This is a genomic window from Aerococcus loyolae (assembly GCF_002871915.2).
Classification (GTDB): Bacteria; Bacillota; Bacilli; order Lactobacillales; family Aerococcaceae; genus Aerococcus; species Aerococcus loyolae.
Genome location: NZ_CP126958.1, coordinates 396,794 through 419,978, shown reverse-complemented (window position 1 = coordinate 419,978; position 23,185 = coordinate 396,794). Strand labels below are relative to the sequence as shown.

Annotated in this window: 19 protein-coding genes and 1 tRNA gene; 5 read left to right on the top strand and 15 right to left on the bottom strand. The window is 39.8% G+C overall.

Annotated features, from left to right (window positions below):
• Nucleotides 1-178: 178 nt before the first annotated feature.
• The 4 genes from CJ190_RS01860 to map all read right to left on the bottom strand — a co-directional run bounded on the left by CJ190_RS01860 (nt 179) and on the right by map (nt 4,156).
• Nucleotides 179-1,147, bottom strand: coding sequence for a GMP reductase (locus CJ190_RS01860; RefSeq protein WP_064292246.1), 969 nt, complete (start codon nt 1,145-1,147; stop codon nt 179-181).
• A gap of 169 nt (nt 1,148-1,316) precedes the next feature.
• The gene (coaD, locus tag CJ190_RS01855) at nt 1,317-1,820 is read right to left on the bottom strand and encodes a pantetheine-phosphate adenylyltransferase (protein WP_064292245.1); all 504 of its coding nucleotides are present in this window, start codon (nt 1,818-1,820) and stop codon (nt 1,317-1,319) included.
• A gap of 43 nt (nt 1,821-1,863) precedes the next feature.
• Nucleotides 1,864-3,321, bottom strand: coding sequence for an LCP family glycopolymer transferase (locus CJ190_RS01850; RefSeq protein WP_064292244.1), 1,458 nt, complete (start codon nt 3,319-3,321; stop codon nt 1,864-1,866).
• Between the two features lie 19 nt (nt 3,322-3,340).
• Nucleotides 3,341-4,156, bottom strand: a complete 816-nt coding sequence (map, locus tag CJ190_RS01845) for a type I methionyl aminopeptidase (protein ID WP_064292243.1) — start codon at nt 4,154-4,156, stop codon at nt 3,341-3,343.
• A gap of 266 nt (nt 4,157-4,422) precedes the next feature.
• Between map and CJ190_RS01840 the strand changes: the two genes are divergently transcribed.
• The 5 genes from CJ190_RS01840 (at nt 4,423) to CJ190_RS01820 (ending at nt 9,352) form a co-directional block, all read left to right on the top strand.
• Entirely contained in the window at nt 4,423-5,130 is a 708-nt protein-coding gene (locus tag CJ190_RS01840) for a GntR family transcriptional regulator (protein ID WP_070597995.1), read from the top strand.
• A 134-nt stretch (nt 5,131-5,264) separates the two neighbouring features.
• Entirely contained in the window at nt 5,265-5,714 is a 450-nt protein-coding gene (locus CJ190_RS01835) for a flavodoxin (RefSeq protein ID WP_064292241.1), read from the top strand.
• Between the two features lie 61 nt (nt 5,715-5,775).
• The gene (locus CJ190_RS01830) at nt 5,776-6,063 is read left to right on the top strand and encodes a hypothetical protein (protein ID WP_064292240.1); all 288 of its coding nucleotides are present in this window, start codon (nt 5,776-5,778) and stop codon (nt 6,061-6,063) included.
• Between the two features lie 120 nt (nt 6,064-6,183).
• Nucleotides 6,184-7,848 carry an ABC transporter substrate-binding protein gene (locus CJ190_RS01825; RefSeq protein ID WP_064292239.1) on the top strand — a complete coding sequence of 555 codons (1,665 nt, stop codon included), beginning with the start codon at nt 6,184-6,186 and terminating at the stop codon, nt 7,846-7,848.
• Between the two features lie 151 nt (nt 7,849-7,999).
• Nucleotides 8,000-9,352, top strand: coding sequence for a polysaccharide deacetylase family protein (locus CJ190_RS01820; RefSeq protein ID WP_064292238.1), 1,353 nt, complete (start codon nt 8,000-8,002; stop codon nt 9,350-9,352).
• 231 nt (nt 9,353-9,583) lie between these two features.
• Here CJ190_RS01820 and CJ190_RS01815 read toward each other — a convergent pair whose 3' ends face one another.
• The 11 genes from CJ190_RS01815 to CJ190_RS01765 form a co-directional block, all read right to left on the bottom strand.
• Entirely contained in the window at nt 9,584-10,669 is a 1,086-nt protein-coding gene (locus CJ190_RS01815) for a bifunctional glycosyltransferase family 2/GtrA family protein (RefSeq protein ID WP_064292912.1), read from the bottom strand.
• Between the two features lie 61 nt (nt 10,670-10,730).
• Nucleotides 10,731-10,803, bottom strand: a tRNA-Arg gene (locus CJ190_RS01810).
• A 36-nt stretch (nt 10,804-10,839) separates the two neighbouring features.
• On the bottom strand, nt 10,840-11,799 hold the full coding sequence (locus tag CJ190_RS01805; protein WP_064292911.1) for a glycosyltransferase family 2 protein: 960 nt from the start codon (nt 11,797-11,799) through the stop codon (nt 10,840-10,842).
• A gap of 7 nt (nt 11,800-11,806) precedes the next feature.
• On the bottom strand, nt 11,807-12,622 hold the full coding sequence (locus CJ190_RS01800) for a glycosyltransferase (RefSeq protein WP_082888661.1): 816 nt from the start codon (nt 12,620-12,622) through the stop codon (nt 11,807-11,809).
• Nucleotides 12,623-12,637: 15 nt separating this feature from the next.
• On the bottom strand, nt 12,638-13,594 hold the full coding sequence (locus tag CJ190_RS01795) for a glycosyltransferase family 2 protein (RefSeq protein ID WP_064292910.1): 957 nt from the start codon (nt 13,592-13,594) through the stop codon (nt 12,638-12,640).
• 117 nt (nt 13,595-13,711) lie between these two features.
• A complete protein-coding gene (locus CJ190_RS01790; protein WP_064292909.1) occupies nt 13,712-15,475 on the bottom strand; it encodes a type 2 periplasmic-binding domain-containing protein in 1,764 nt (587 codons plus the stop codon).
• 73 nt (nt 15,476-15,548) lie between these two features.
• On the bottom strand, nt 15,549-16,613 hold the full coding sequence (locus CJ190_RS01785; protein ID WP_064292908.1) for an N-acetylneuraminate synthase family protein: 1,065 nt from the start codon (nt 16,611-16,613) through the stop codon (nt 15,549-15,551).
• Nucleotides 16,614-16,623: 10 nt separating this feature from the next.
• Complete coding sequence (locus CJ190_RS01780; RefSeq protein WP_064292907.1) at nt 16,624-18,258, bottom strand: cytidylyltransferase domain-containing protein; 1,635 nt, start codon at nt 18,256-18,258, stop codon at nt 16,624-16,626.
• Nucleotides 18,259-18,357: 99 nt separating this feature from the next.
• A complete protein-coding gene (locus CJ190_RS01775; RefSeq protein WP_064292906.1) occupies nt 18,358-20,115 on the bottom strand; it encodes an ArnT family glycosyltransferase in 1,758 nt (585 codons plus the stop codon).
• 97 nt (nt 20,116-20,212) lie between these two features.
• Nucleotides 20,213-21,541, bottom strand: a complete 1,329-nt coding sequence (locus tag CJ190_RS01770; protein ID WP_064292905.1) for a polysaccharide deacetylase family protein — start codon at nt 21,539-21,541, stop codon at nt 20,213-20,215.
• A gap of 89 nt (nt 21,542-21,630) precedes the next feature.
• Nucleotides 21,631-23,181, bottom strand: coding sequence for an O-antigen ligase family protein (locus tag CJ190_RS01765; protein ID WP_064292904.1), 1,551 nt, complete (start codon nt 23,179-23,181; stop codon nt 21,631-21,633).
• Between the last annotated feature and the right edge of the window lie 4 nt (nt 23,182-23,185).

The following is a 23,185-nucleotide window of genomic DNA, read 5'->3' as shown; positions in this document are numbered from 1 at the left end:
TTCCTCCTTAATAAGATAAAGCTTCTCATGTGCCTCTCATTGCTAGTGCAGCAGATGAATAAGGTCCGCATACTTTTGACAAAATAGCGATCTCTCCTGGTAATAAGCTCATCATTAAGCTGATTAAGCAATAAAAAAGGGCTGAAGTTTTTCTCCAGCCCTCAATTTCAATACCGTATTAATCTCCATTATAGATGCTTGGAATGACCACATAGTCAACTGTGCGTAATGCACCTAAATCCCTACCACCTGCGTAAGAAATACTACTTTGTAAGTCTTCTTGCATTTCTTTCAAGGTTTTGAAGATGCTGCCGCGGCTTTCAATTAAAATTTTCTTGCCTTCAACATTCTTATATTCGCCCTTTTGAAATTCAGAAGCAGAGCCAAAATATTCCTTATATTTTTGTCCATTTTGAATGACTTCTTCACCTGGCGATTCTTCATGGGCTGCTAGTAAGGACCCAATCATCACCATAGAAGCGCCAAAGCGGAAGCTCTTAGCAATGTCACCATGGGTACGGATCCCCCCGTCAGCAATAATTGGCTTACGGGCTGCTTTAGCACATAGGCGAATGGCCGCTAATTGCCAGCCTGCGGTCCCAAAACCGGTTTTAATCTTAGTAATACATACCCGACCTGGCCCTACACCAACCTTGGTAGCGTCAGCACCAGCATTTTCTAAGTCGCGGACGGCTTCTGGAGTGGCAATATTACCTGCAATGACAAAAGCATCAGGCAATTGTTTCTTGATATATTTAATCATATCAATAACTGTATGGGAGTGACCATGGGCAATATCAATAGTGATGTAATCTACCTTTTCGCCAGACTCTTTCACTTCATCGATAAAGTCATATTCTTCAGGCTTCACCCCAACACTAATCGAAGTATAAAGTCCTTTTTGATTCATACGACGGATAAAATCTAAACGTTTTTCCGGTTCAAAACGGTGCATAATATAGAAATAGCCATTAGCCGCTAATTTTTCGGCTAAGGATTCATTAAGGACCGTTTGCATATTAGCAGGGACAACCGGAATCTTGAACTTATGAGGTCCAAATTGAATACCCGTATCACATTCCGACCGGCTCTGTACAATACATTTAGCAGGGATTAACTGGACTTGCTCATAATCAAAAGTTTGCATTTATTCTCTCCTAATTTCACTAAATCATTCAAACTATTAAAATAAACCTTTAACATTGTAACACCACGCCATTAAAAATCAAGGCTAATCGGCTATTTTAACGAAAAATATTCGTTTTATAGAGAAATTTAAGGAAATAACCCTTGATTATAATCGCTAATTCCGAACATTAATCTTTTTCGTCTTCTTTCTTAAACTTAGCAATAATAGCTTGATTGACGCATTCAGGCACTAAGGCAGACACATCCCCACCGAAATAGGCGGTTTCTTTGATAAGGCTGGAGGAGACGAAGCGGTATTTTTCATCCGACAGCATGAGTAAGGTTTCGACATCATCCGCTTGCAGTTTGTTCATCAGGGCAATGTTAGTCTCATACTCAAAGTCTTTGACATTGCGGACGCCACGAATGAGGGCACAGCAATTCAGAGATTTGGCTAAGTCAATGGTCAACCCCCCCGTAAGACGCATGACTTCCACATTATCCAACCCAGCTAAGGCTTCTTTAGACAAGGCTAATTTTTCTTCATCACTAAAGAGGGCTTGTTTGGTGGTATTCACTGCTACAGCAACATAGAGGGTATCAAAAATACGGCTAGCGCGCTCGATCATATCGACATGACCTTTAGTCATTGGATCAAAACTACCAGCGTATAGTGCATTTCTAATGCCCATGATCGACTTCCTTTCTTTTCTCACTTCTCAATTTCTTATTCAATTAATAGCTTCCCGGAACTTGTTGAGCGGGCACTGTGTTTTCTGGCGCCAGTGCTCCCCCTCCTGCTGCCGGTTGTTGGGCTTGGTTGGGTCCCAAGGCTGGGGCTTGGGAAGCCGGAGCTTGAGGGAGGGGTGCGGGAGCTTGAGGCTGGGGGGCGGGAGTCGGACTAACCGGTGCTTGTGGCTGATAGGCAGGCTGCTGACTTTCAGCTTGAGGCAAACCATTTTCACTTGGTCTCACCGTATCCCCTGAAGCATCGTCAACTTGCGGTTGATTTTGGGCCTCATAATTTAAACCTTCTTCTCCAAATTCTTTTTCAATCAAACGGTCGAGTTTATCTTTCTCATATACGCCCGGTTTAATGGCCATTTCTTCGTCTTCTAGAATGCCATTACCATTTAAATCCGAAACAGGGAAATAGACTGATGGAATATTAAAACTTACCGGGTAAACAATCGCCGACTGGGTCGGTTCCAGTTCCAGTAAGGCCCGAATCCGATTAGACATGCGGATGCGGTCTTCTTCCTCAATCGCTAAATACCAACCAAAAGTTAAATTCAAATCCAACCAGTCATCAAAGACTAAGTGGATAGGATTCTTAAGGGCTTGTAAGTAATTTTGTTGGAGGGCCAGCATATCATTGGGCCGTAAATCAGTCCGCAAGTTATCACCGAGAGTATTCAGAATTTCTTCATAATTAAAGACCGTATCCATGGATAAGAGTCGGTCAATAACAGCTTGAACCAATTGTTGTTGACGTTTTTGCCGGCCAATATCCCCTTCAGGATCCATTTTACGCATCCGTACATACATCATGGCTTCCTTACCAGATAAGGTCCGTGTTTCTCCTTCAGTAAAGCTGACCCCATCTTGTTCAAAAGTCATTGGCGAAGTAATCTCAATACCGCCCATGCCATCAATAATATCAATGAAGCCTTGCATATTGACTTCAACATAGTGGTCAATAGGGACATCAAGAAAACGTTGGATGGAATTAATGGAGTCCTCCATGCCACCGTTCATATAAGCATGGTTCAATTTATTGAAGTCATTAGTCTTCCCTTGGGGAGCCAGGGTGTCGCGGGGGAGGCTTAGGATGGTTGATTTGCCTTCTTTGGGGTTGATGGTAATCACCATCATGACATCCGAACGGCCATCCTTAACATTTTCATACATTAAAGCACCATTATCGATCCCCTCGAGTAAAATATTTACTGGGTCGCCATCCTTGAGCGATATCCGACTATCACGCATATTTTCCCGGTCAACATTCTGATAGATGGCCCCGGAAAAATTAAAGAAGTTAAAGGCTAAGCGAATAATAAAGACGACTACAATAATTCCTAAAACCAGGCCCAGTCCCTTAAAAATTTTCTTTCCTTTACCTTTATTCTTATTATCATCGGGTTGATGGTGGCGGTAGCTCCGTCGATTTTCTTGAATTGACGATTGCTTCATATTTTCACTTCCTTAGCTTTTAATTTCCTCGATTAAAATCAATTTGCAAGGAGTCGATGCCTAAATTTTCGTCACCAGCTTCTGCTTTTTGCATGGTCAAAATCTTGGGTTTGTCTGCAGTGACTACTAGAGTATGCTCATATTGGGCACACCAGGAGCCATCCACTGTGCGTGCCGTCCAACCGTTACTATCCACCTTGGCTTGATAGCCGCCCATGGTAATCATGGGTTCGATACAAATGGTCATGCCTTCACGAAGGCGTTGACCACGTCCAGGACGCCCATAATGAGGGATTTGTGGATCTTCGTGCATGGTGGGTTGGATGCCATGACCGACAAAGTCACGAACAACACCAAAGCCTTCCGCTTCTGCATAGTTTTGAATAGCATGGCCGATATCCCCAATTCGATTACCAGCCACTGCTTGTTCAATTCCCAAGTAAAGGCTCTTCTTAGTAACATCTAAGAGATGTTGGACTTCAGGATCAACCTCTCCAATCTTGAAAGTATGGCAAGTATCAGTAAAGAATCCATCCAGAGAGAGGACAGTATCCACCGAACAAATATCGCCTGCTTTTAAAATGGTCTTTTTATCCGGGAAGGCGTGGCAAATTTCATCATTGGTTGAGGTACATGATGCATAAGGATAACCCTCAAAACCAATTTCTTCAGGAATAGCTCCTGCTTGACGAGTACGTTTTTCAATGAAATCATTAATGTCCATGGTAGAAATACCAGGTTCGATAATATCGCGTAATTCTTCCATAATGCTTGCCACTAAACGGCCAGCTTCTGCCATGGCTTGAATTTCGCGTTCAGATTTGATGGTAATCATTGATTTCTTCCTTTCATAAATTATCATAGCTAAGTATACAATAAAAGCCTTAAAATATATGCTTATTTCTCGGCCTTAAGGGATTTATTAACAATTTATGAAATAAATTAGTTTTTTTCAAGTTTTTCTGGTCTTTTTTAAACAAATCATATACAATATCTTAAGCAAGATATGATTAGCTATGTCAATATAGTAATATTTTCTACTGATACTTTATATCCTGCAATCAAACTTTTTTTTGAATACCATAGATGGGGAGATGAATTATGGGAAAACAACAAAAGCTTGAGCAAATCGCCTACCTATATATGAAAGACCAAATTATCCAAGGCAATTGGCCAAATGATCATCATATTGTGGAAGCAGCTATTTCAGAAAAATTAGATATGAGCCGTAGCCCAATCCGTGCTGCCCTAGCCATATTAGCAGATGAAGAGATTGTAGAAATGCGGCCCTACCGAGGATTTTTTGTCAAAACCAGTTTAGAGGATGTCGACTTGGTCGCTTTCCGTTTGCGTTATTTTGCAATTTGCTATTTCCGCTTAATGGACCGGGCTTTAAAGCACAAAGCTAGCGCCAAAGACTTACCAGCTGACCTTGACCAAAATTTAAATAATTTAATCGCTGCCTTTGAAAGTGATAATTATTTAGACTGCGTCCAATGGGAATGTGCGATTATTAAGAGCTTGCTCAATTTATCCCAACATGACTTCTTAGTGGAAGAAGCCATTAAATGTTATGCTTCTGTTTTGGAAAGAGTCCATAACCACTTACAAGATGGTGATGACAAAACGCATTGCGCTTACCAAGCTAGAAATATTATTTATATTCAAGATATTATTTTCCTAGCCAAACGTAATGAATTTGACGAAACACGTACCTTAATTGAGTTATTAACTCTACACCAATATCAATATTTCAATGACCAAGAAAAAGCGGTCTTTGACCAAGCTTCGCCTTACGCCATGAAATAATGTCAGCCAACCAATAACCTCTTTTAACAAGGAGTTATTGGTTTTTATTTTAAGCTTAAACTAGCGCTGTTTAGTCGTTTTTGCTATACTTGATGGGATTATTAGTCAAATGAATAAATTAAAGGAGAATAAGAATGAAAGCCTTAATTGCTTATGCCAGTATGACTGGTAACACAGAAGAAGCCTGTGACGTTATGGCTGAAGCTTTAGAAGATTTAGGGGTGGAAGTTGATATGGATTCCTCCTTAAACCTATTTGGCGAAGACTTTCTCGATGTGGATATCTGTGTTGTAGGCACCTATACTTATGGCTCAGAATTACCGGATGATGTCGTCGACCTTTATGAAGACTTGGAAGATTTAGATTTAACTGGCAAGGTTTTTATCAGCCTAGGCTCCGGAGACCACGATTACCCTGATTATTGCCAATCCGTCGATGACTTCTATGACCAATTCCTACAAACGGGTGCTCAGGCAGCTTGTCCAGCCATTAAAATTGAAATTGATTGCAATGCTGAAGACATTGAAACCATTGAAGCCGGCGCCCAGGCAGCGGTCAACTTAGCTAAGCAAAAACCACATTAAATCAGTTTCCCCTAGCTAATTAAACAGCTAGCGAGTTTATATAAGGACGGAAAGGAGCACTATGAATAAAGTACCTAAAAAGAATCGTTCAAAATTTATTGATGATATTGAAAACCTTAATATCGATGAAACCTTGGAGAACCTAGATAAGGGATCTCCTCACTTGAATTGGGGCTACCTGTTAATCGGCCTAATCGTTCTCTTTCTCTTAGTTTGGGGCGTTTTAGAAATCTTCTCACCTAATGAGACAGAAGCCCACTTTCAAAGCCAAACTGAACAAATTAAGGAACTCGAAAATAAAGTCAACCACTTAGAATATCGCGTCAAACAACTCGAAGATAAGGAATAAGGCTGGGAGTGAAAACCCAGTCTTTTTTCTGGTTTTTTAAGCTTTCCTTAAACCGGGAGAAATTGCGAGTGCATCTTAGTCATGCTAGAATATGAACATCATGGAATAAAGAGGTATATTATGCAAAAGAAAATCATTCCCTTACTCCTCCTAGGAGGCTCACTAGTTCTTGTGGGCGGTTGTGATCAAATCCGCTTCACTGATCCTAAAAAGCCGGAAACAAAGACCGAGGAAAAAGTGGAACCACAAGCCCAACATCCCCGTGAAGCCTTGGGACTTACGACTACTCATAAATTAAAATCCCTTAACCCCAATAAGCTGCAAACGGCTTATGAACTCAGTGCCATGAATATGGTGGGTGAAGGGCTCTTCCGCTTAGAAAAAGATGGTTCTATCAGTCTAGGGGTAAGTAACGGAGAGATTGAGCGTCATAACAAGGATGTTATCATCCACTTGAAACCAGAAGCCCAATGGAGTAATAATGATCCTGTAACTGCCAGCGATTTCGTCTATGCCTGGCAAGAATTAGTTAACCCTGAGCACCATAATTTTTATGCCTATAAATTGTTAGCCTTAATCGATAATGCCTCCTCCGTATTAAGTGGCGAGGTAGGTGTCGATCAACTCCATGTTCAGGCTTTAGATGATCACCGGCTAAAAATCACCTTAAAAGATCCTGATATGGATGATAACAGTCTCAAACAAGCCCTAGCCTTTCCAGCGCTCTTCCCCCTACCGAAAAACTTTATCGGTCAAATTACCTATGACCTCTATGGGCAAAAATCAATCAATACTTTGAGTAATGGCCCCTACAATTTAAGCGCTTGGGAGAGCGGTTGGGATACTTGGACCTATGACCGTAACGAAGAATACCATAATTGGACGGACTATCCCACTGAAAAACTCAGTGTCCAATATGTCAAAAATACTGAAACAGCTAAAAAATCCTACCAACAACGCTTAACAGATATCTTGATTAGTCGTACACCGGAAGAAGATTGGACCGCATTAAAGCGTCCTTTTAGCCAAAATCTCCTCTACCATATTAATCAAGCCGGGAAGAAGAATATTCTCAATGACCAGCGCCTAAGAGATCTCCTGGCACAAAATATCGACCGGCAGTCCCTAACTGAAACTGTGCCTAGTTTACAAAGCAGCTACTCCTTAGATCCCCAAAGCGAGGGTCAAGTCCAAGAAAAAACTGCTCTTGATAATGAAAAAAGTATGCAGGCGCTCTTAGAGGATTATCAATTTGAGGCCATTGAACTGGACTTGATTACCGACGATAACGCCCTCTCGCAAAAAATAGCCAAAAACTTACAAAAACAATGGGAAAGCAAAATCCCTCACCTGGTTATTAATATTTTGCCCTTGTCGGAAAAAGTCTTGATGGAGCGGTTCCAAAAAGGAGATTTTGACCTTTATCTCAGTCAACAACAAGCCTATGATAATTATTCTAATAGTGAGCTCTACCTCCCCTACACGGCTCCAAACTACCAAGCAGACTGGGGAGATGACCTGGAAACTTTCCAAGAGTTAATGAAGCAGAACGCTAATGGCAAATTATCTGATGGAGACAGAAGTCAAGCTGACCAATTAATCCAAAAACATCAGCTTGCCACCCCTATCATTAAAGGCGACTACAGCTATCTCTCAAGGGAAGAAGTCATCAATCAGGCTCCATACTCAGACAAAGGTTTTCTCTTTGACTTTAAAAATATGGCCTACGAGAAAAGTTCCCAAACTATACCAATCAAAGCAGATAAGAAAAAAGTCAAACAATAGCAGCATAACTACCGACTTGAAAGCGAACTTAGCTATGAAAAGCTAAGTTCGCTTTTTTAATATTTTTTGCCTTATTTTTCATATTTTTTTCATATTTTTTAACGGGATATGGTTATAATATAAAGCATTAATTAAAAAGGAATCGTGTATCATGAAATCTAAATCAAAAGTTCTTATCCTGGTTTTACTTAGTATTATTTTATTAACCTTAGGCCTGTTTTCCTATCGTCACCACCTAATCAATAAAAAGCACCAAGCCCAAAATACTATCACCATGGATGCCCTCTTTATTGATGACGATCATGCCTATTTAAACCCCGAAATTGACGAGGATATGATTCAAGCGGCCAAAGATAATGCCAATAAATTAGCGCCCGAGAAGAAAGAAAAAGCTCTTAAAGAAATTGCCCTGGTCGAACAGAAACAAGCGGCTATCCAAGCCATTGACCAAATCTACCAACATGATGATTCAGAGGCTTTTGTGGTTGGCGATAAAGTGAATCCTCGTGATATTCTAAATAATAGCGTTAGCTTGGCTGACCTTAAAAAGCTAGCTCCCCACTTTGATTTCTCAGTGGGCGATGCCCTCTCCGATGAATTAAAAATTCACTATAAAAACGCCTTAGAAATTGTCCAATTAGATGATAAACTCCAATCAATTCTTAACGACCTGCCTACCAGTTTTCAAGCTGATCAAATTAACGCTAACTTAAAGAAATTTAACGAAATTAGTCAAATCCTCGAAGATACTGCGATAAATATCGAAGGCCAACCCCGGCTCAAGAATAGCCTCCAAGCAATTACTAATAAAACAAAAATCTACGCCAAGAGTCTGATTCAATCCAATCCGCCGCTCAAAGACGATGTCTTAAATCAACTATTAAACCAACCCCTACTGGGCCAATACCTGACAGGTAGTTCGATTGATCACCGTAAATTGATCGCTCTAACTTTTGATGATGGCCCTTCCGAAAACACTGGAGCTATTCTAGATATTCTCGACCAATATGGGATCAAAGCCATGTTCTTCCAACAAGGCAACCATGTTAAAGAGTACCCTCAAGTGAGTCAACGGATTTTAGCTGAAGGTCATAAACTTGGCAACCATACCTATGACCACCCTTACTTCTCTAATTTAAGAGATAAAGAAGTTGTTGACGAAATTAGCCAAGGCGAAACGGCCATTAAAGAAGCCACCGGCATCAGCCCTAAATATATCCGTAATCCCCACGGCGCCCAAAGAAAACGTATTGCTCGCTTAAGGCCAGACTTAACCGGTATCTATTGGGATATTGATTCAGAAGACTGGAAATCCATGGATACTAAGCAAATCACCCAACGTGTCTTAAGTCAAGCCCATAACCATGCCGTTATCCTCCATCACGATACCATCAAAGCGACTGCCGAAGCCATGAAAAAATATATCCCTGAACTCAAAAAACAGGGCTATACCTTTGTCTTTGCTGATCAAATTCCAGAAGTCAAGAATTGGATTAACAACTAAAATAACCGCGACCAGAAGAAGACCTGGTCGCGGTTATTATTTTTTAGTATAACTTATAAGACAGCACTTTTCTAAGGGAGCTCCTTCTTCTTACGCTTGTCGCACTCTCCAAACCTGCTCCAGTCACAGGACGAACGTCCGCTTCAAAAACTGGTAACGCTCAGATTAGCTGAGCTTATCCCAGTTTTTTCCAGCGATTTCGTCCTTTAATGTGACTGTCGCACTCTTATACTATTTACTTTTAAAGATAAAGTGTTTTTGAATAAAGTAGCTCAACAAGAAAAGCATGGAATCGACAAATATCTTAATAAAGGTCGTTGCTTGCGATTGCATGATGGTGCTTATTAGAGACACTAAACCTCCGGATAAGAACATCTGCACAATGACCAAGCTGACATATTTGATAAAGCTTTGTTTAGATTCTTGCTTGAAAACGAGAAATCGATTCAAGGTGTAGTTAAAGACCGATGAAATGGTCCGAGCAATAATTGTTGCTAAGTAAATGGTCAGGGTACTTGCGGCGTGCGGTAAGAGTACAGAAAAGAGATGGAATAAAAGAATATCTACCACAAAGGAAGAGACCGAAGACAGGATATATTTCCAAAAATAGGTCTGATTAGCCATGTATTCTAAAAATACGCTATAAATAGCAATGGAATCCTTGATCGGGTTAAAATGACTCCCCTTATTATCATCATGGTAAATGGTCTCAATAGCCACTTCCTTAATTGGAATTTTTTGCTTAGCAGCATCAATGATCATCTTTAATTCATATTCAAAGCGGTCGCCTGAAATCTCCAAAAGTCTGGCTAAATAAGTTTTAGGAATCACTCTTAACCCCGTTTGGGTGTCGGTTAAGCAAATACCGGTAACCATTTTTAAAATATAGCGGGTTAAGCGATTACCAAACTGACTCTTCCACGGCACTTCGTTTTGAAAATCTCTAACTCCTAAAACTAAGGCATCGGGATCTTGCTCAAAGGCTCCAATACATTTCATCATATCGGCATAGGTATGCTGCCCGTCAGAATCAATAGTAATGACTCCCTGACAATCAGGTAGATGGTGAAGGATATAGTCAAAAGCCGTTCTCAGCGCGCGCCCTTTGCCATAATTCTCCTCATGTTTTAAGACAATGGCACCAAAGTCTTCATGCGCTTGCTTAAAATAGGAATCATAGTCAGCAGAAGACCCATCATTAACGATAATAATTGTAAAATTATCTGAATCTTGTCTGCGAATGGACTCTAAGAGTGCTATTAACTTCTCATTCGGTTCTAAAGCAGGAATAATAATTGTAATATCACTGGTTGACACGTTCTAATCTCCTTATTAACTACCTATAGCAGATAACAACGACCTTTTGCCTATAATAAAACACCCCCGAGAAGAATCGAACTTCCGACACATCGTTTAGGAAACGATTGCTCTATCCACTGAGCTACGAGGGCAAATTGAATCAATCATATCGAGTGGCACTTAAAAAATTACTTTCCTAAGTACCACTGATACATTCTAGCATAAAGTTTGGGATTTAGGCGGAATAATTGCCAAGCTAAGCGCTTTTTCCAGTCAATTTCTTCATTTCCTTCAAAATAGGGGCGGTAATGGTTGACGATTTCTAATAGGTCCTGATAAGAACTCCCTACTTGCTTAAAGGGACTGACTTGGGCCATTTTATAGGCTGTAGATAGGACGCCATCAAATAGACGGGCTCCCGCCTTAGCAGTAAGCTCTGGGAAGTTGGCCTGAACATCATCTAACATGCGCGCCCTTTCCGTCACATTGTCCATTTGCTTGGGATTAAATGACTGAGCCACAATACTTTCCTCATTCTCATAATAATTAATCCCTACATATGAAGTCATCACAATCCTGGTCGCCCTTTTCATGGTCGCATAGGATACCGCTGTATCTTCATATAATTTACCTTCAGGAAAGCGGACATCACGGAAAAGCTGGCTCGCGTATATCTTATTCCAAGCATAAAAATCAATCCCGGAATAATCAAGCATGGCTTCAATCCCGGCTTGGCTAGAGGTCAAAAGCATCTCTTTTGAATCTTTTAGAGTTTGGGATTTTACCCCAATGCGTTTGACATTAAAAATAAATAAATCGGGGCGTTCTTCCTGATAACTAGCTATAAAGTGTTCAAATAGGTCAAGCTCATAGCAGTCATCACTATCCAAAAAAGCCAGATAGTCTCCGCTAGCTACTGCAATACCGGTATTTCTCGCTCCTGATAAGCCTTGGTTAGCTTGGTGGATAACCTGAATACGGGGGTCATTTTTAGCTAACTGGTCAGCAATATCCCCACTCTTATCAGGGGAGCCATCATCGACCAGAATAATTTCCAAATGCGGGTAGCTTTGATTCAAGACACTGTTTACCGCTCTCTCTAGTGTTTTTTCGACTTTATAAACCGGAATAATGACCGAGATTAACATCAGAAACCTACTTTCTTAGTATTTTCTTGTAGAGATTTTGGCGTAGGGAATTAGGGACTAGATTAAATACTGCCTGCCCGCCCATGCGAATCAGCCAATCAAGCGGACTGGCCAGGCCAACCTGGTAGATTTTTTGATAGGCTTTACTGCCATCGATAAAATAATCCCAGCCACCCCGTCTTTTAAACATATTCAGGTCAGCGCGCGCATAGACTAGGGTATCGGCTATATTGGCAGCCTTAACCTCATTTTTTAACATTCTTACCCATAAATAATAATCTTCATAGCCCTTTAACGGCTGATAATTGCCTGCTTTTAGGACAGCTGATTTTTTATAAATCACTGTCATATGGTTGAAGGGATTACGCCGCTTAGCATACTCTAGGATCTCTTGGTAGCTATGAGGCACGACTTTTTTGGCACTTGGCTGATGAGGTGACTGGTCAAATTCCAAGACATCGCTTCCCAATAACTCGACCTCAGGATGTTCTTTAAGATAATTGATTTGTTTTTCGAAACGATCCGCCCGGCAAATATCATCAGTATCCATCCGGGCAATCCATTCATTACGGGCCAATTGAACCCCATCTTGTAAGGCCAAACCCAGGCCGCGGTTTTCGGGATAGGCTTGAATGGTGGTTTGCTTAGGATATTGCTTTTGAAAGTCATCGAGGATAGCGTCGAGTTCCTCGGTTAAGGGACCATCCTTAATAATTAATATTTCTTCAGCTGGCAGGCTTTGCTTGACCAAGCTATCCAAGCATTGCCGTAAATAAGTCGGGTCTTCCTTATGATATAAAGACATCAGCACTGTAAAATTCACTGCTTTCTTCCTCCCTTAACTTAAATACATCCGATATAAATGGCTATACAGACTTGGTGATACTTGATAGAGCGACCAGGCCAGACGTTTTTGCCAGGAGATTTCCTCGTTATCTTTAAAATAGGGCTGGTATTGCTTAAGAATCTCAAGCAAGCGGCCGTGGTATTTTTCCTTCATTTCCTTATCTTCGCATTGAGAAAGTTGGTAAGCCATGATTAGGAAACTATCAAATAAACGCCGAGCTGCCCCCTGAGCTAATTCAGGGAAATGAATGAGTACATCATCAAGGATCTTTACCCTTTCAGTGACATTATCAAACTGTCCAGGAGAAAAGGCTTGGGCAGTAATCCCTAGAGGATTGTCGTAATATCTTAAGCCAACCTTATCTGTGGTAATCACACAGTTGGCCTGCTTTGCCCCTAGATAACTCACATACATGTCTTCATAGAGGGTATCCAGAGGGTATCTCATCTCAGCAAAGAGCGAATGGTGCCAGATCTTATTCCAAGCATAGAAATCTAAGCCATTATATTGGTGGAGGACCCTAACTGCTTCCTGGCTCTTAAATATTTGCTGGCGGATGGCATTTTTAGGGGTGACTTGGTTCCCAGAAACTCGTTCAAAGTTAAATATAAACAAGTCCATTTGGTATTCCTGATAAGCCCGATAAAATAAGGAAAAAATATCATTAACATATTCATCATCAGAATCAAGAAAGGCCAAATAATCTCCCTGGGCTTGATTAATACCTGTATTTCGGGCTGCAGATAAGCCCCCGTTGACTTGGTGAATGACCTTGATCCGTTGGTCTTGGGTCTCGATAGCATCACAAAGTGGACCGGTTCCATCAGTAGACCCGTCATCCACAATGATCACTTCAAAATCCTTCATGCTTTGTCTTAAGACACTATCAACCGCACGTTGCAAGGTACTTTCGACATTATAAGCTGGAATAATTACACTTAATAACATAATTTTTCTATTACTCCATTTCCTGACGCTTTAGTAACAGATGAATTATATCATATCTGATCAAGGGAAAAGCTGATTTTATAGGAATTTGACTGATTCTTACAATAACTTTAAAAGTTAATTACCATTAAGAAAACGATCAACTGTATACAAACCAACAGGCCATTCTTTCTTAGTTAGTTCTTTCTCCCACTTTTTGGTTTGCGGAAGTTCATCAAGAACCAATACTTGATCATAATCTTTCAGCATAGCTGGGTCCCCATTATAAATCTTGGTATTTGGCGTATATAAATAATAACGACCGGCAAAATCTGTTTTCCAGCCTCCCGAAGTAAAAACAAGGATCCGTGAGTCGTTTAAGGTCATCTGCTCTAAGCCAAGTTTTTCATACTGATAAGGAATCGAGCGCTCTTTAAAGGCAATGGTCTCGTGTTTAGCAATTAACCAATCAGAGCCCAGTCCCGCCAGGTAGATCACCATTATGAATAAAGTCACTAGATTGATGAAATGAGAGTCACTCGTTCCCTTTTGAAAATACTTATCAAAATAGTAAACCCCAACTAAAAAAACTGTTCCGAGTAAGACATAGGCGATGGTCATGGCATAACGGTCAAATTGAGCGAGACGCAGGGCTTCATCTTTGGGCATGGAGCTCACGTACATAAAAAAGACTCCCAGGAAATAAATGATATAAGTAAGCCCCATGGCTAAACACAGGCCTTTCATGCTAAGGAAGTGTTTTTTAGTCAAAAGACAAGATAAGCTAAGAATCACTAAGATAGTAAAGGCTAATATAATCCCAGCAGTTGCAGGAATTAATGGATCTAATAGCTTGATTAAATAGCTTTTTCCAATTTGCTTGACTAATTCAAGGCTCTCTTGGTTAAAATGGCTACTATGCTTAAAGCCCGATAGGTCATAATTAAATTTTACATAGAAGGACCAAGTTAACTTCGATAAAAAGGCGCCAGGAAGTAGAATAGCAAAGGCCTTGAGCTTGTCCTTTCTGACTAAATTTTGATTACTAATGATTAAGTAAGTCACATATAAAACAATAAGCAAACTGAAGAATAAACCGCTATCCTTAGTCAGGTTGATCATACTGATAAACAATAACGTCCCGGTGATTAAATAAGCTAAGTGTTTTCGATAGCGAAAAGCATAAATACCAGCCGCTAGGGTTAAATAGGCCAAGAGATTGTCGACTAATAAATTATTCATCTTGACTGAATTGTCTAAAATAAAAAATATTCCCCACAATAAAGCAATTAAGGCCGCATTTAATCGATTGGCAGGTTTAGTCAATATACCAAAAAAGGAATAAAGACAAGCCATATTAAAGAGAAAGAAACCCATGATCATCTTGGCTTGGCTATAGCCACAGAAATAAATAAAATAACTAATATAAAGGGAAGTCGCTGGTGGATAAGACCGGTAATAAATTAACTGGTCGATATCTGTCGGTAAATGCAGTTCAGTAAATAAGTATTTGACCACCAGGCCCCAGTGCGAATAATTATCGAAATGAATCAGGGGCATCCCCTTCATAACAAGAAACCAACCTAAAATCGCCACTAAGGCAATAATTTCAGGAAAGGCAATCCCTTGTCTGACCTGTGAAAAAAATAGCCTTAAAAAATTTCCCTTTCCACGAGAATTTTTCCAATAATCAATGCTTATCAAAATGAGCAAGAAAAAGCCTAATAAATAGGTCGCCCACAAAGCAGGCAGCAATAAGTTCGCCAAGGCCGCTAAATATAAGAAAAGACTTTGGAAAATCATGACCAAAATCCAGGAAAAATATTTATTAAGCTTTAAAAATCTAATGGAGCCAGCAGCATAACCTAAAGTTGATAGTGTAAATAAAATTAATTGAATCATACTTTTCCTCTATTAACAAAAAACCTAAAGTCATGCCTTAGCATAAACCCTAGGTTATCAATCAACATGTATCCTATTTTTCTAACATATCTTCCATTAAAGTCGTATCTTCAGCAAGGTCTTGGTTAACCTTTCTACCAATAACTTCCTTCACCTTTCCAGGGGCAATTCCCGTACCAGGCCGTTTAAAGGTTAGCATGTCTTCGGTTAAGACCGTATCTGCCTTGACATCTTGGGTAAGAACGATTGAACGTCGTGCGTTCTTGCGAGCAGCTGCTTGAGCCTCTAAGTCAGCAACCGCTTGGCCTCTTACCTTCATTTGGAATTCGAGGCCTTCTTTCAAGACTTTCATGTCTTCAGGGTCCATGGCATGGTAATGGTCATTACCCGGCAAGGTCTTATCTAAAGTATAGTGTTTCTCGATAACTTTAGCCCCTAAAGCCACAGCAGTCTTGACAACATCCATTTGTGGATCAGGACGGGTATGGTCAGAGTAACCGATCACATAGTCAGGAAATTCCTTAATCAGACTGGAAATAACATTGAGGTTAGCGTCTTCAAAGGGGGTTGGGTACTCTAAGACACAGTGCATAATGACAATATCCTTATTGCCAGTGGATTCAATGGTTTCAACGGCTTGATGAATTTCATCTATACTTGAAGCCCCGGTTGATAAGAGAATAGTTTTTCCTTTTTCTGCTTGGTATTTAATAAAAGGCAGGTTGGATAAATCTGATGAAGAAATTTTATAAATATTCATCAAGTCATATAAATAATCAGCCGAATCAAAATCAAAAGCGGTCGAGAAGAATTCAATACCCACTTGATGACAGTAATCAGCTAATTCCTTATATTCATCATAGCCAAAAGAATCAAATTTTTTGAAAAGCTCATATTGTGAGGTTGTCGCTTCTTCACTGGTGTCCCAATAGGAAGGCGAGAATTTTGAAGCAATGGTTTCGGCCTTATAAGTTTGGAATTTAACGGCATCCATGCCTGACTCTTTTGCCTTATCAATCATTAACTTAGCTGCTTCCATTGGAGTGGTGCCGTTTTCTTTGGCAATATCATAGTAATTGACTCCGATTTCTCCGATGACATAGTAACCCTGTTCTTTTAATACTTCATGAATCCCCATTTTAATCTCCTTACTCTAAAATAATTTTTAATACACGATCTAAACCATGACGTAAGTCATTGGCTAACATTTGTTGGTGCATTTGTTGACGAATTTGTGGTGTTTCAATCAACCAATTCAAAGTCCGCCCAATGGATTGGCTATCGATGGCTTGGCCTAAGCCTAGGTTCATAAAGCCATTGGATAAATAACCAAATTCATGGGTTAATTCCCGCTCATTTTGAGCCAAGAGAATCGTTGGTACTCCCATAGCCGCTAATTCTAACATGGTCCGACCTTGGGAAGAAACTGCGATGTCCGATTTATTCATATAATCAGACATAACTTTTACATTTTGGATCACATCAATAGCGTATGGCATACTTTCCGCCTGGGCCTTGACTTGTTCAAAATAGGGATAGCCAGGTCCGACCACTATGGTAAATTGAATATCTTTGGCATTTTCGACAAAGGGAATAGCCTCCAATACTTTTTGGGTCAGGTTATTAGGATCCACCCCACCAAAAATAACAAAAATATTCTTCACTTCTTCATGAAAATCACTAGGAGAATTGATTAAGAATTCATCCCGAATGATATAATAGGGGCTACCCCAATAATATTGGCTTCCTTTCTTCTGAGGAGCGTATAGATCGTTAATGACCGCATCAGCGAGATCAGCTCCTGGGCCAATATCTTCAAAATTGATGATACGCAGGTCGCGCTGTTTGAGCATTTGCATATAATCGATAGATGTATCTAAAATATCATTAATTAAAATATCAGCATCATATTCGTCGATCAGATCAAGAATTTCCTCTTCAGAATCGATTACCGTGTAAGGAAAATGACTGGCCTTTAATTTCTCTTGGGCTAGATTCGATTGCCGACTAGTCACAAAGTGGACCTTATGATGAATCAAGCCGTAAGCTAGGGCTAAGCCACGGTATACATGTCCTAAACCAATTTCGGCATAGCCTTCCACACGAATAAGAATATTTTTCTTATTCATTTCATTTTCAACCACCCACCAGTCCTGAGCTGTGTCGATGTCGGTTGACTCCGCTTCTGGCACCTGAAAAACAGCCAAGTGCTCCCCTATCCGCGAATTTTCTTCTATGGCATGGTCACGGGTAATAAGGAAAGCGCCAGTTTCAGAATAGTTAGCTGGTAAATATTGGCGATTGAGTCGTTCTTTATAATTAGGAATAATCTTGCCAGAATCATCCTCTGTCCAGGATAAATGCGGGTGGTTGACCACACTGATCAGGGTATCAATAACCGGATCAGTGATCAATTTCTCAATGGCTTGGTCCAGAGTTTTGATTTGTAAGAGCGGTGAAGTCGCTTGTAGGGTAATAATCAGGTCATAATGGACCCCCTTCTTAGCCTCCATCTTCTGGTAAGCATCATAAATCACTGGATCTAAAGTGACTGCATCACTAGATAAATTTTCTCCTCGCCATACCACTTCAGCTTGGTAAGTTTCTGCGACGCGGGCGATTTCTTCATCATCCGTTGAGACACAGACATCCATCTGATATTGGCTATTTTGAGCATTCATAATGGCATAAGCGATTAAAGGATGCCCATTAAGTATTCTCACGTTCTTGCGTGGAATTCCTTTAGAGCCTCCACGTGCTGGTATAACAGCTAATATATTCATCACTTGACTCCTTTATATAATGGATCTTTATAGGATTAATTATAGCATATCAATAAGTCAGCAATCACTTGTCAACATGGTCTTAATAATATTTTAGACCTATTTTTGAATAAGACTTTCATTGATAACATCCTTCACATCATAGAAACCCGGATCTAATTGTTGGCCAGTTAATTCCTTGACCCAAGTCTGGGTCGCTTCTTTATTATCTAAAACCAGGATTTGGTCATAATTTTTCACCACGTCTGGATTGCCCTTATAGAGATGAGTATTGGGGGTGTAGAGGTACAAATTGCCGGCATTATCGGTATTCCACTTACCACTGGCCAATACTAAGACCTTTTTATTGTTTAATTTATGGTTATCAATACCCATTTTATGATATTCATAGGGAATAGACTCATTGATGAAGTTTCTCTTTTCAATGGCCGCATCGACTAGGTCATAGGCCAGACTGATAAAGTAAATACCAATAAGTCCAGTATAGATAAACTTCTTCCCATAAAGTGAATAATCACTCTTATCCTCGACGCGACTCTCAAAATATTTAATCGCCACTAGACTAATACTTCCTAGTCCCACAAAAACCCCAGTCAGGGTATAACGGTCGAATTGAGCCAATTTGACTGCTTCATCCATTGGCATAGCGGTCAAGTACATGGCCATGGTAGACAAATAATAAACAAACAACACAGCAAAAAGAATTCCAGAAAAAGTTATTAGCTGCTTCTGTAAATTCTTCTCTCTGGCGGTCACTAAAAGCATCACTAAAACTAAGACTACTATCAAAACCAGTCCCCAAGTTGCAGGCGTCCAGGGGTCCAAACTTTGAAGAATAAATTTAGCCACAATTTTGGCCTTAAGATGTAGTTGGCTCCAATCAAAGTGGACACTATGGCGAAATTGCGAGGTATCATACATTAACCTTACATAGAGTTTCCACAAAGCAAAGGGAAGTAGACTCAGTAAAACAGGTAAATATTTTTTTAGAGAAAAGGGCTCTTTAGCCTTGTCGTACTTAGTCAAATAATAGCAATAAACAGCAATAACTAAGACAACAAAGAAAATTCCGCTCCCCTTAACCAAACCTAAGAAGCCGGCAAGGAGAATTACAATTAGCGAGCTAATCTTTCTATTCTTCCGGTAGTGATATAAGCCGGCAAAAGCCGCCAAGGTCAGATAAGCCAGCAAGTTATCCACTAACAAATTATACATTTTAACGTGGTCATCCATTAAATAAAAGCCTGCGATTAAAAAGAGGACCAAAAAACCAGTGATTTTATTTTTCTTGATATTAAAGGGAGTGAAAAAGGCGTATAGAGCAGCTAAATTAACCATGAAATTACCAATAATCATATGGCCTTCGCTATAGCCCAGAAAATTAACCACATAATTAATGTATAAGGAAACTGCCGGTGGGTATGACCGATAGTAGATAATCTTGTCCAAATCAGTCGCTAAGCGCTGTTCATTGAAGAAGAATTTAACAATTAATCCCCAATGGGAAAAATTATCCCAAAAAATAAGGGGCATATCCTTCATTAAAAGCACCCATATCAAAAAGGTCACTAAGAAGATAAGGCTAATCCAGGGAAATTTTCTTTGGAAAAGGACAAGGAAACTTCCCTGGCTAGAGCGACCTTGTTGAAATAGATAAACAGCTAATAGGACAAAACCTAAGTAATAAATAAGATACATAGCCGGTTGCAGGAAGTTCACCAGGGCAAAAGCATAAATTGTTAAACTTTGCCCAGCGATCACTAAGATCCAAGACAGATAAGGCGAAACTGCTAATCGCTTCTCTAAGCAGGAGACATAGCCGTAGGTCGACAAGATAAATAAAAATAGATTGAACATAAAGGCCCCTCTCTAATCCAAACAATACAGTAGATATAAAAATGTCTGCTTATTTTCCAATTAAAATAAGCAGACATTCCAATTAAGTCATCTTTCTTTAGTTATGATTCCAAGTCTTGATGTCAGGGATTTGCTCAGGAAATACAAACACATAGCCCCGCTTCTTCAGTTCCGGAATCACTTTCTTCAAGGCATCGGTTGTCGCCGTATACCTAGAATGCTGTAAAATAACAGAATGGTGTTGCATATTTTTCATAATCATATCGTAGATATCATCGGGATCGGTTAATTGCCAGTCTCTGGAGGTGGTATTCCAATAACAAGGTCTTAAGGGGGCAACTAATTGAGTCGTCCGCGCTCTATCTTGGCCATAAGGCGTTCTAAATAATGTCGGCGTTACTCCCGTTGCTTGTTTAATGATATCTTGGGTACGATTAATTTGGTCTAAAATTTGCTTATCTGTTAATTTAGCAAAATCAGGGTGATCATAGGAGTGGTTTGCCACATGGTGACCACGTTTAACGATCTCGCGGGCTAATTCCGGTTTCTTTTCGGTATTATTTCCTTGTAAGAAGAAGGTCGCCTTGATCCCGTATTGTTCACAGATATCCATGGCATTTTCGACATTATCATCCGGACCATCATCGAAGGTAATGGCCACTAAAGGCCGATAATCCACTGGTGACCCTGTCAGCACACTGGCTAATTCATCCTGCTTAAGTAGTTTTTCTAAAGACTTGCTATAGCCATCCTGGTTAGCCGTCTGTTCTTTTACTGATAAAGCGTAGTCCATTAAGCGCTTTTTAAAGAGGTCAGCTTGACCTTCCTTATTGGTATGGTCGATATAATTGGATATTTCCTTAGCAACCTGGTTAAAAGCATCAATGTCTTTATCTAAGCTTTCAATCATAAACTTCTCCGGCAAATGATCAATTTTATTTTCAATCGTCTCATTTGATTGGGCTACCTGCTGTAAAAGTCCATAGTTAGCTTTTAAATCTTCCACTAACTTGTCTGAATAGTCGAAATTAAAGCGTTCTTTTTCCTTATCAACCTCTTCAGCAGAAACTCCATCTTCAATGACCCAATCTTTATTGACCTGGTTGCCTTCAATAATCGGCTTATCATCAAGAACAGAGTCATTCAGGAATTGAATGGCCTTCCGCTTTTCAATCGCCCGGTCAATGAGCTCTTGTAATTCCTTAGCGTGGTCACCATAGATGTGGCGACTATCATATTTAACCTTCTCTAAATCCTCCAAAGAATAATTTGGATTGATGTAGTCATGCTTATTATTAAAATAAATTTCATTAACTTCTTTTTCAACTTTAGCCACCGTAATATGGTGGTTATAGTATAAAATCCCAGCCAAGCCTAAGAGCAAAACCGTTAAAATACTGGTTAAAAATAAAGCTTTCTTGTTCATTATATTACCCTTCTTCACCTAGAGTTTGATCCTGATATGTGCTTAGTCTAAAGAAATTATTACTATTATAATTTTTTTAGTCTTTAGCTTCAATAAGGCGAAATAATATTTATAAATTTACTTTTTAGATCTTTATTGATTGCCTGGCTTTTTCGTGCTTGTAATTGGGAACGATGGACATTAAGGAAACCGGCATAGGTCCAAAAAATTAAGCCAATGGTATCTCGGTTGGCTAACAAGATATGATTTTCCACCATATCTTCAGCCAGCAAGGCGATAATGGTGACTAAGATCAAGGCATATAATTGATTGTTGGCATCACTGAAATCAACCTTTGCTGTCATGAGATAGCCTACATGATAAATTAAATAGCATAGCGCAAAGGCAGCAATAATAATTAAACCGACAAAACCAGCCTTAGTAAAGACTGCAATATAGGTATTATGCATGTTTCCTCTAGCGCGTTTGATCTCGCTTCTATCCAAGGTGGTGAGCTTGGTCATATCAACCTGGGCGGTAGCTTCTTGGTCTTTAATATTGCGATATAAGTCAATGTCACTTAAACCGAACAAGAAATTTTGTGCAGCCGCCTTGATCCCGGCTTGCCAAATGGTAAAGCGCCCTGCCGAAACTTCAGCGTCCCCTTCATCGTGCTGGATACTTACGGGAGCGATGACACTACTTTTATTTCCTCCAGCCTTGCTCTCACCATGTCTCAAATCACTCCAGCTGATTTCCCCAGTAACTAAGCGGGCGGCTGTTTGGGTCGTTGCCGGAATATAGGCTAAAATACTTTCCGCCTGATGCTCCACAGCGACAAAGAGAAAGAGCCCCAGTCCCGCTCCGAGAATCACCTTACCCAGACTTTTAAAGCTAGCTTGATGTCTAACAAAAAGCCGATAAATCACATAGCAGGTGATGACTAAGCCAGCAGTCAAGAGCGTTAGCGTGGTGCCCCGCGAACTAGCTAGGACAAAATATAAATATTGAATAATGGCGTTAAAAACATAGAAAGGCTGGAAACTCTTCCAACTTGATCGTTTCAAGATATTATTCATTAAACTAGCTACAACACTTAACACACCAATAATCGACCCCATGTTAGGACTGGTGTAAAGGCCAAATAGACGATTTTCAGTAAAACCTTGCCGCATCCAATTAATCCCAGTACCATCTAAAACCCAGTAGCGAATGTGAAAGGCAAAGAGTAATAGGGAAACAAAACCCAAAAAGCAAACGATACCGATAAAGATGTCGTTAAATCTTGCCATCCATTTTTTACTTGTTTGGTAATCTTCACTAGGATTAAAGGCATAGATCAGGAAGAAAGTTTGGGCCACATAAAACCAGTTAATCGCTGAATCAGGGAATTGATAAGTCAGATTCAAGAGGACCGAAATCGCAAAAGAGATTAAAAAGGCAAATAAAAAAGGCCAAAACTTTTGCTTAAACATTATTCGCCTGGTCAAGAAGTCCTTAGCCAATAAGTAAATTCCCCAGACAAAAACAATCTTCATGGGAACGTTCTCGATATCAAAACTGCTAGGAACTGCATATATAAGATTAATAATCAAAGTAATTATTTTAAATAAATGAACATTATTAATTATTGAAAAGATTTTATTAGCATATTCTTTCATTGAG

Excerpts from the sequence above, each read along its gene's own strand:
- CJ190_RS01785 (WP_064292908.1), bottom strand. The coding sequence starts at position 16,613 with ATGGGGATTCATGAAGTATTAAAAGAACAGGGTTACTATGTCATCGGA.
- CJ190_RS01840 (WP_070597995.1), top strand. The coding sequence starts at position 4,423 with ATGGGAAAACAACAAAAGCTTGAGCAAATCGCCTACCTATATATGAAA.
- CJ190_RS01850 (WP_064292244.1), bottom strand. The coding sequence starts at position 3,321 with ATGAAGCAATCGTCAATTCAAGAAAATCGACGGAGCTACCGCCACCAT.
- CJ190_RS01765 (WP_064292904.1), bottom strand. The coding sequence starts at position 23,181 with ATGAAAGAATATGCTAATAAAATCTTTTCAATAATTAATAATGTTCAT.
- CJ190_RS01825 (WP_064292239.1), top strand. The coding sequence starts at position 6,184 with ATGCAAAAGAAAATCATTCCCTTACTCCTCCTAGGAGGCTCACTAGTT.
- CJ190_RS01775 (WP_064292906.1), bottom strand. The coding sequence starts at position 20,115 with ATGTTCAATCTATTTTTATTTATCTTGTCGACCTACGGCTATGTCTCC.
- CJ190_RS01860 (WP_064292246.1), bottom strand. The coding sequence starts at position 1,147 with ATGCAAACTTTTGATTATGAGCAAGTCCAGTTAATCCCTGCTAAATGT.
- CJ190_RS01780 (WP_064292907.1), bottom strand. The coding sequence starts at position 18,258 with ATGAATATATTAGCTGTTATACCAGCACGTGGAGGCTCTAAAGGAATT.
- CJ190_RS01795 (WP_064292910.1), bottom strand. The coding sequence starts at position 13,594 with ATGTTATTAAGTGTAATTATTCCAGCTTATAATGTCGAAAGTACCTTG.
- CJ190_RS01830 (WP_064292240.1), top strand. The coding sequence starts at position 5,776 with ATGAATAAAGTACCTAAAAAGAATCGTTCAAAATTTATTGATGATATT.
- map (WP_064292243.1), bottom strand. The coding sequence starts at position 4,156 with ATGATTACCATCAAATCTGAACGCGAAATTCAAGCCATGGCAGAAGCT.
- CJ190_RS01790 (WP_064292909.1), bottom strand. The coding sequence starts at position 15,475 with ATGATTCAATTAATTTTATTTACACTATCAACTTTAGGTTATGCTGCT.
- CJ190_RS01805 (WP_064292911.1), bottom strand. The coding sequence starts at position 11,799 with ATGTTAATCTCGGTCATTATTCCGGTTTATAAAGTCGAAAAAACACTA.
- CJ190_RS01770 (WP_064292905.1), bottom strand. The coding sequence starts at position 21,541 with ATGAACAAGAAAGCTTTATTTTTAACCAGTATTTTAACGGTTTTGCTC.
- coaD (WP_064292245.1), bottom strand. The coding sequence starts at position 1,820 with ATGGGCATTAGAAATGCACTATACGCTGGTAGTTTTGATCCAATGACT.
- CJ190_RS01835 (WP_064292241.1), top strand. The coding sequence starts at position 5,265 with ATGAAAGCCTTAATTGCTTATGCCAGTATGACTGGTAACACAGAAGAA.
- CJ190_RS01820 (WP_064292238.1), top strand. The coding sequence starts at position 8,000 with ATGAAATCTAAATCAAAAGTTCTTATCCTGGTTTTACTTAGTATTATT.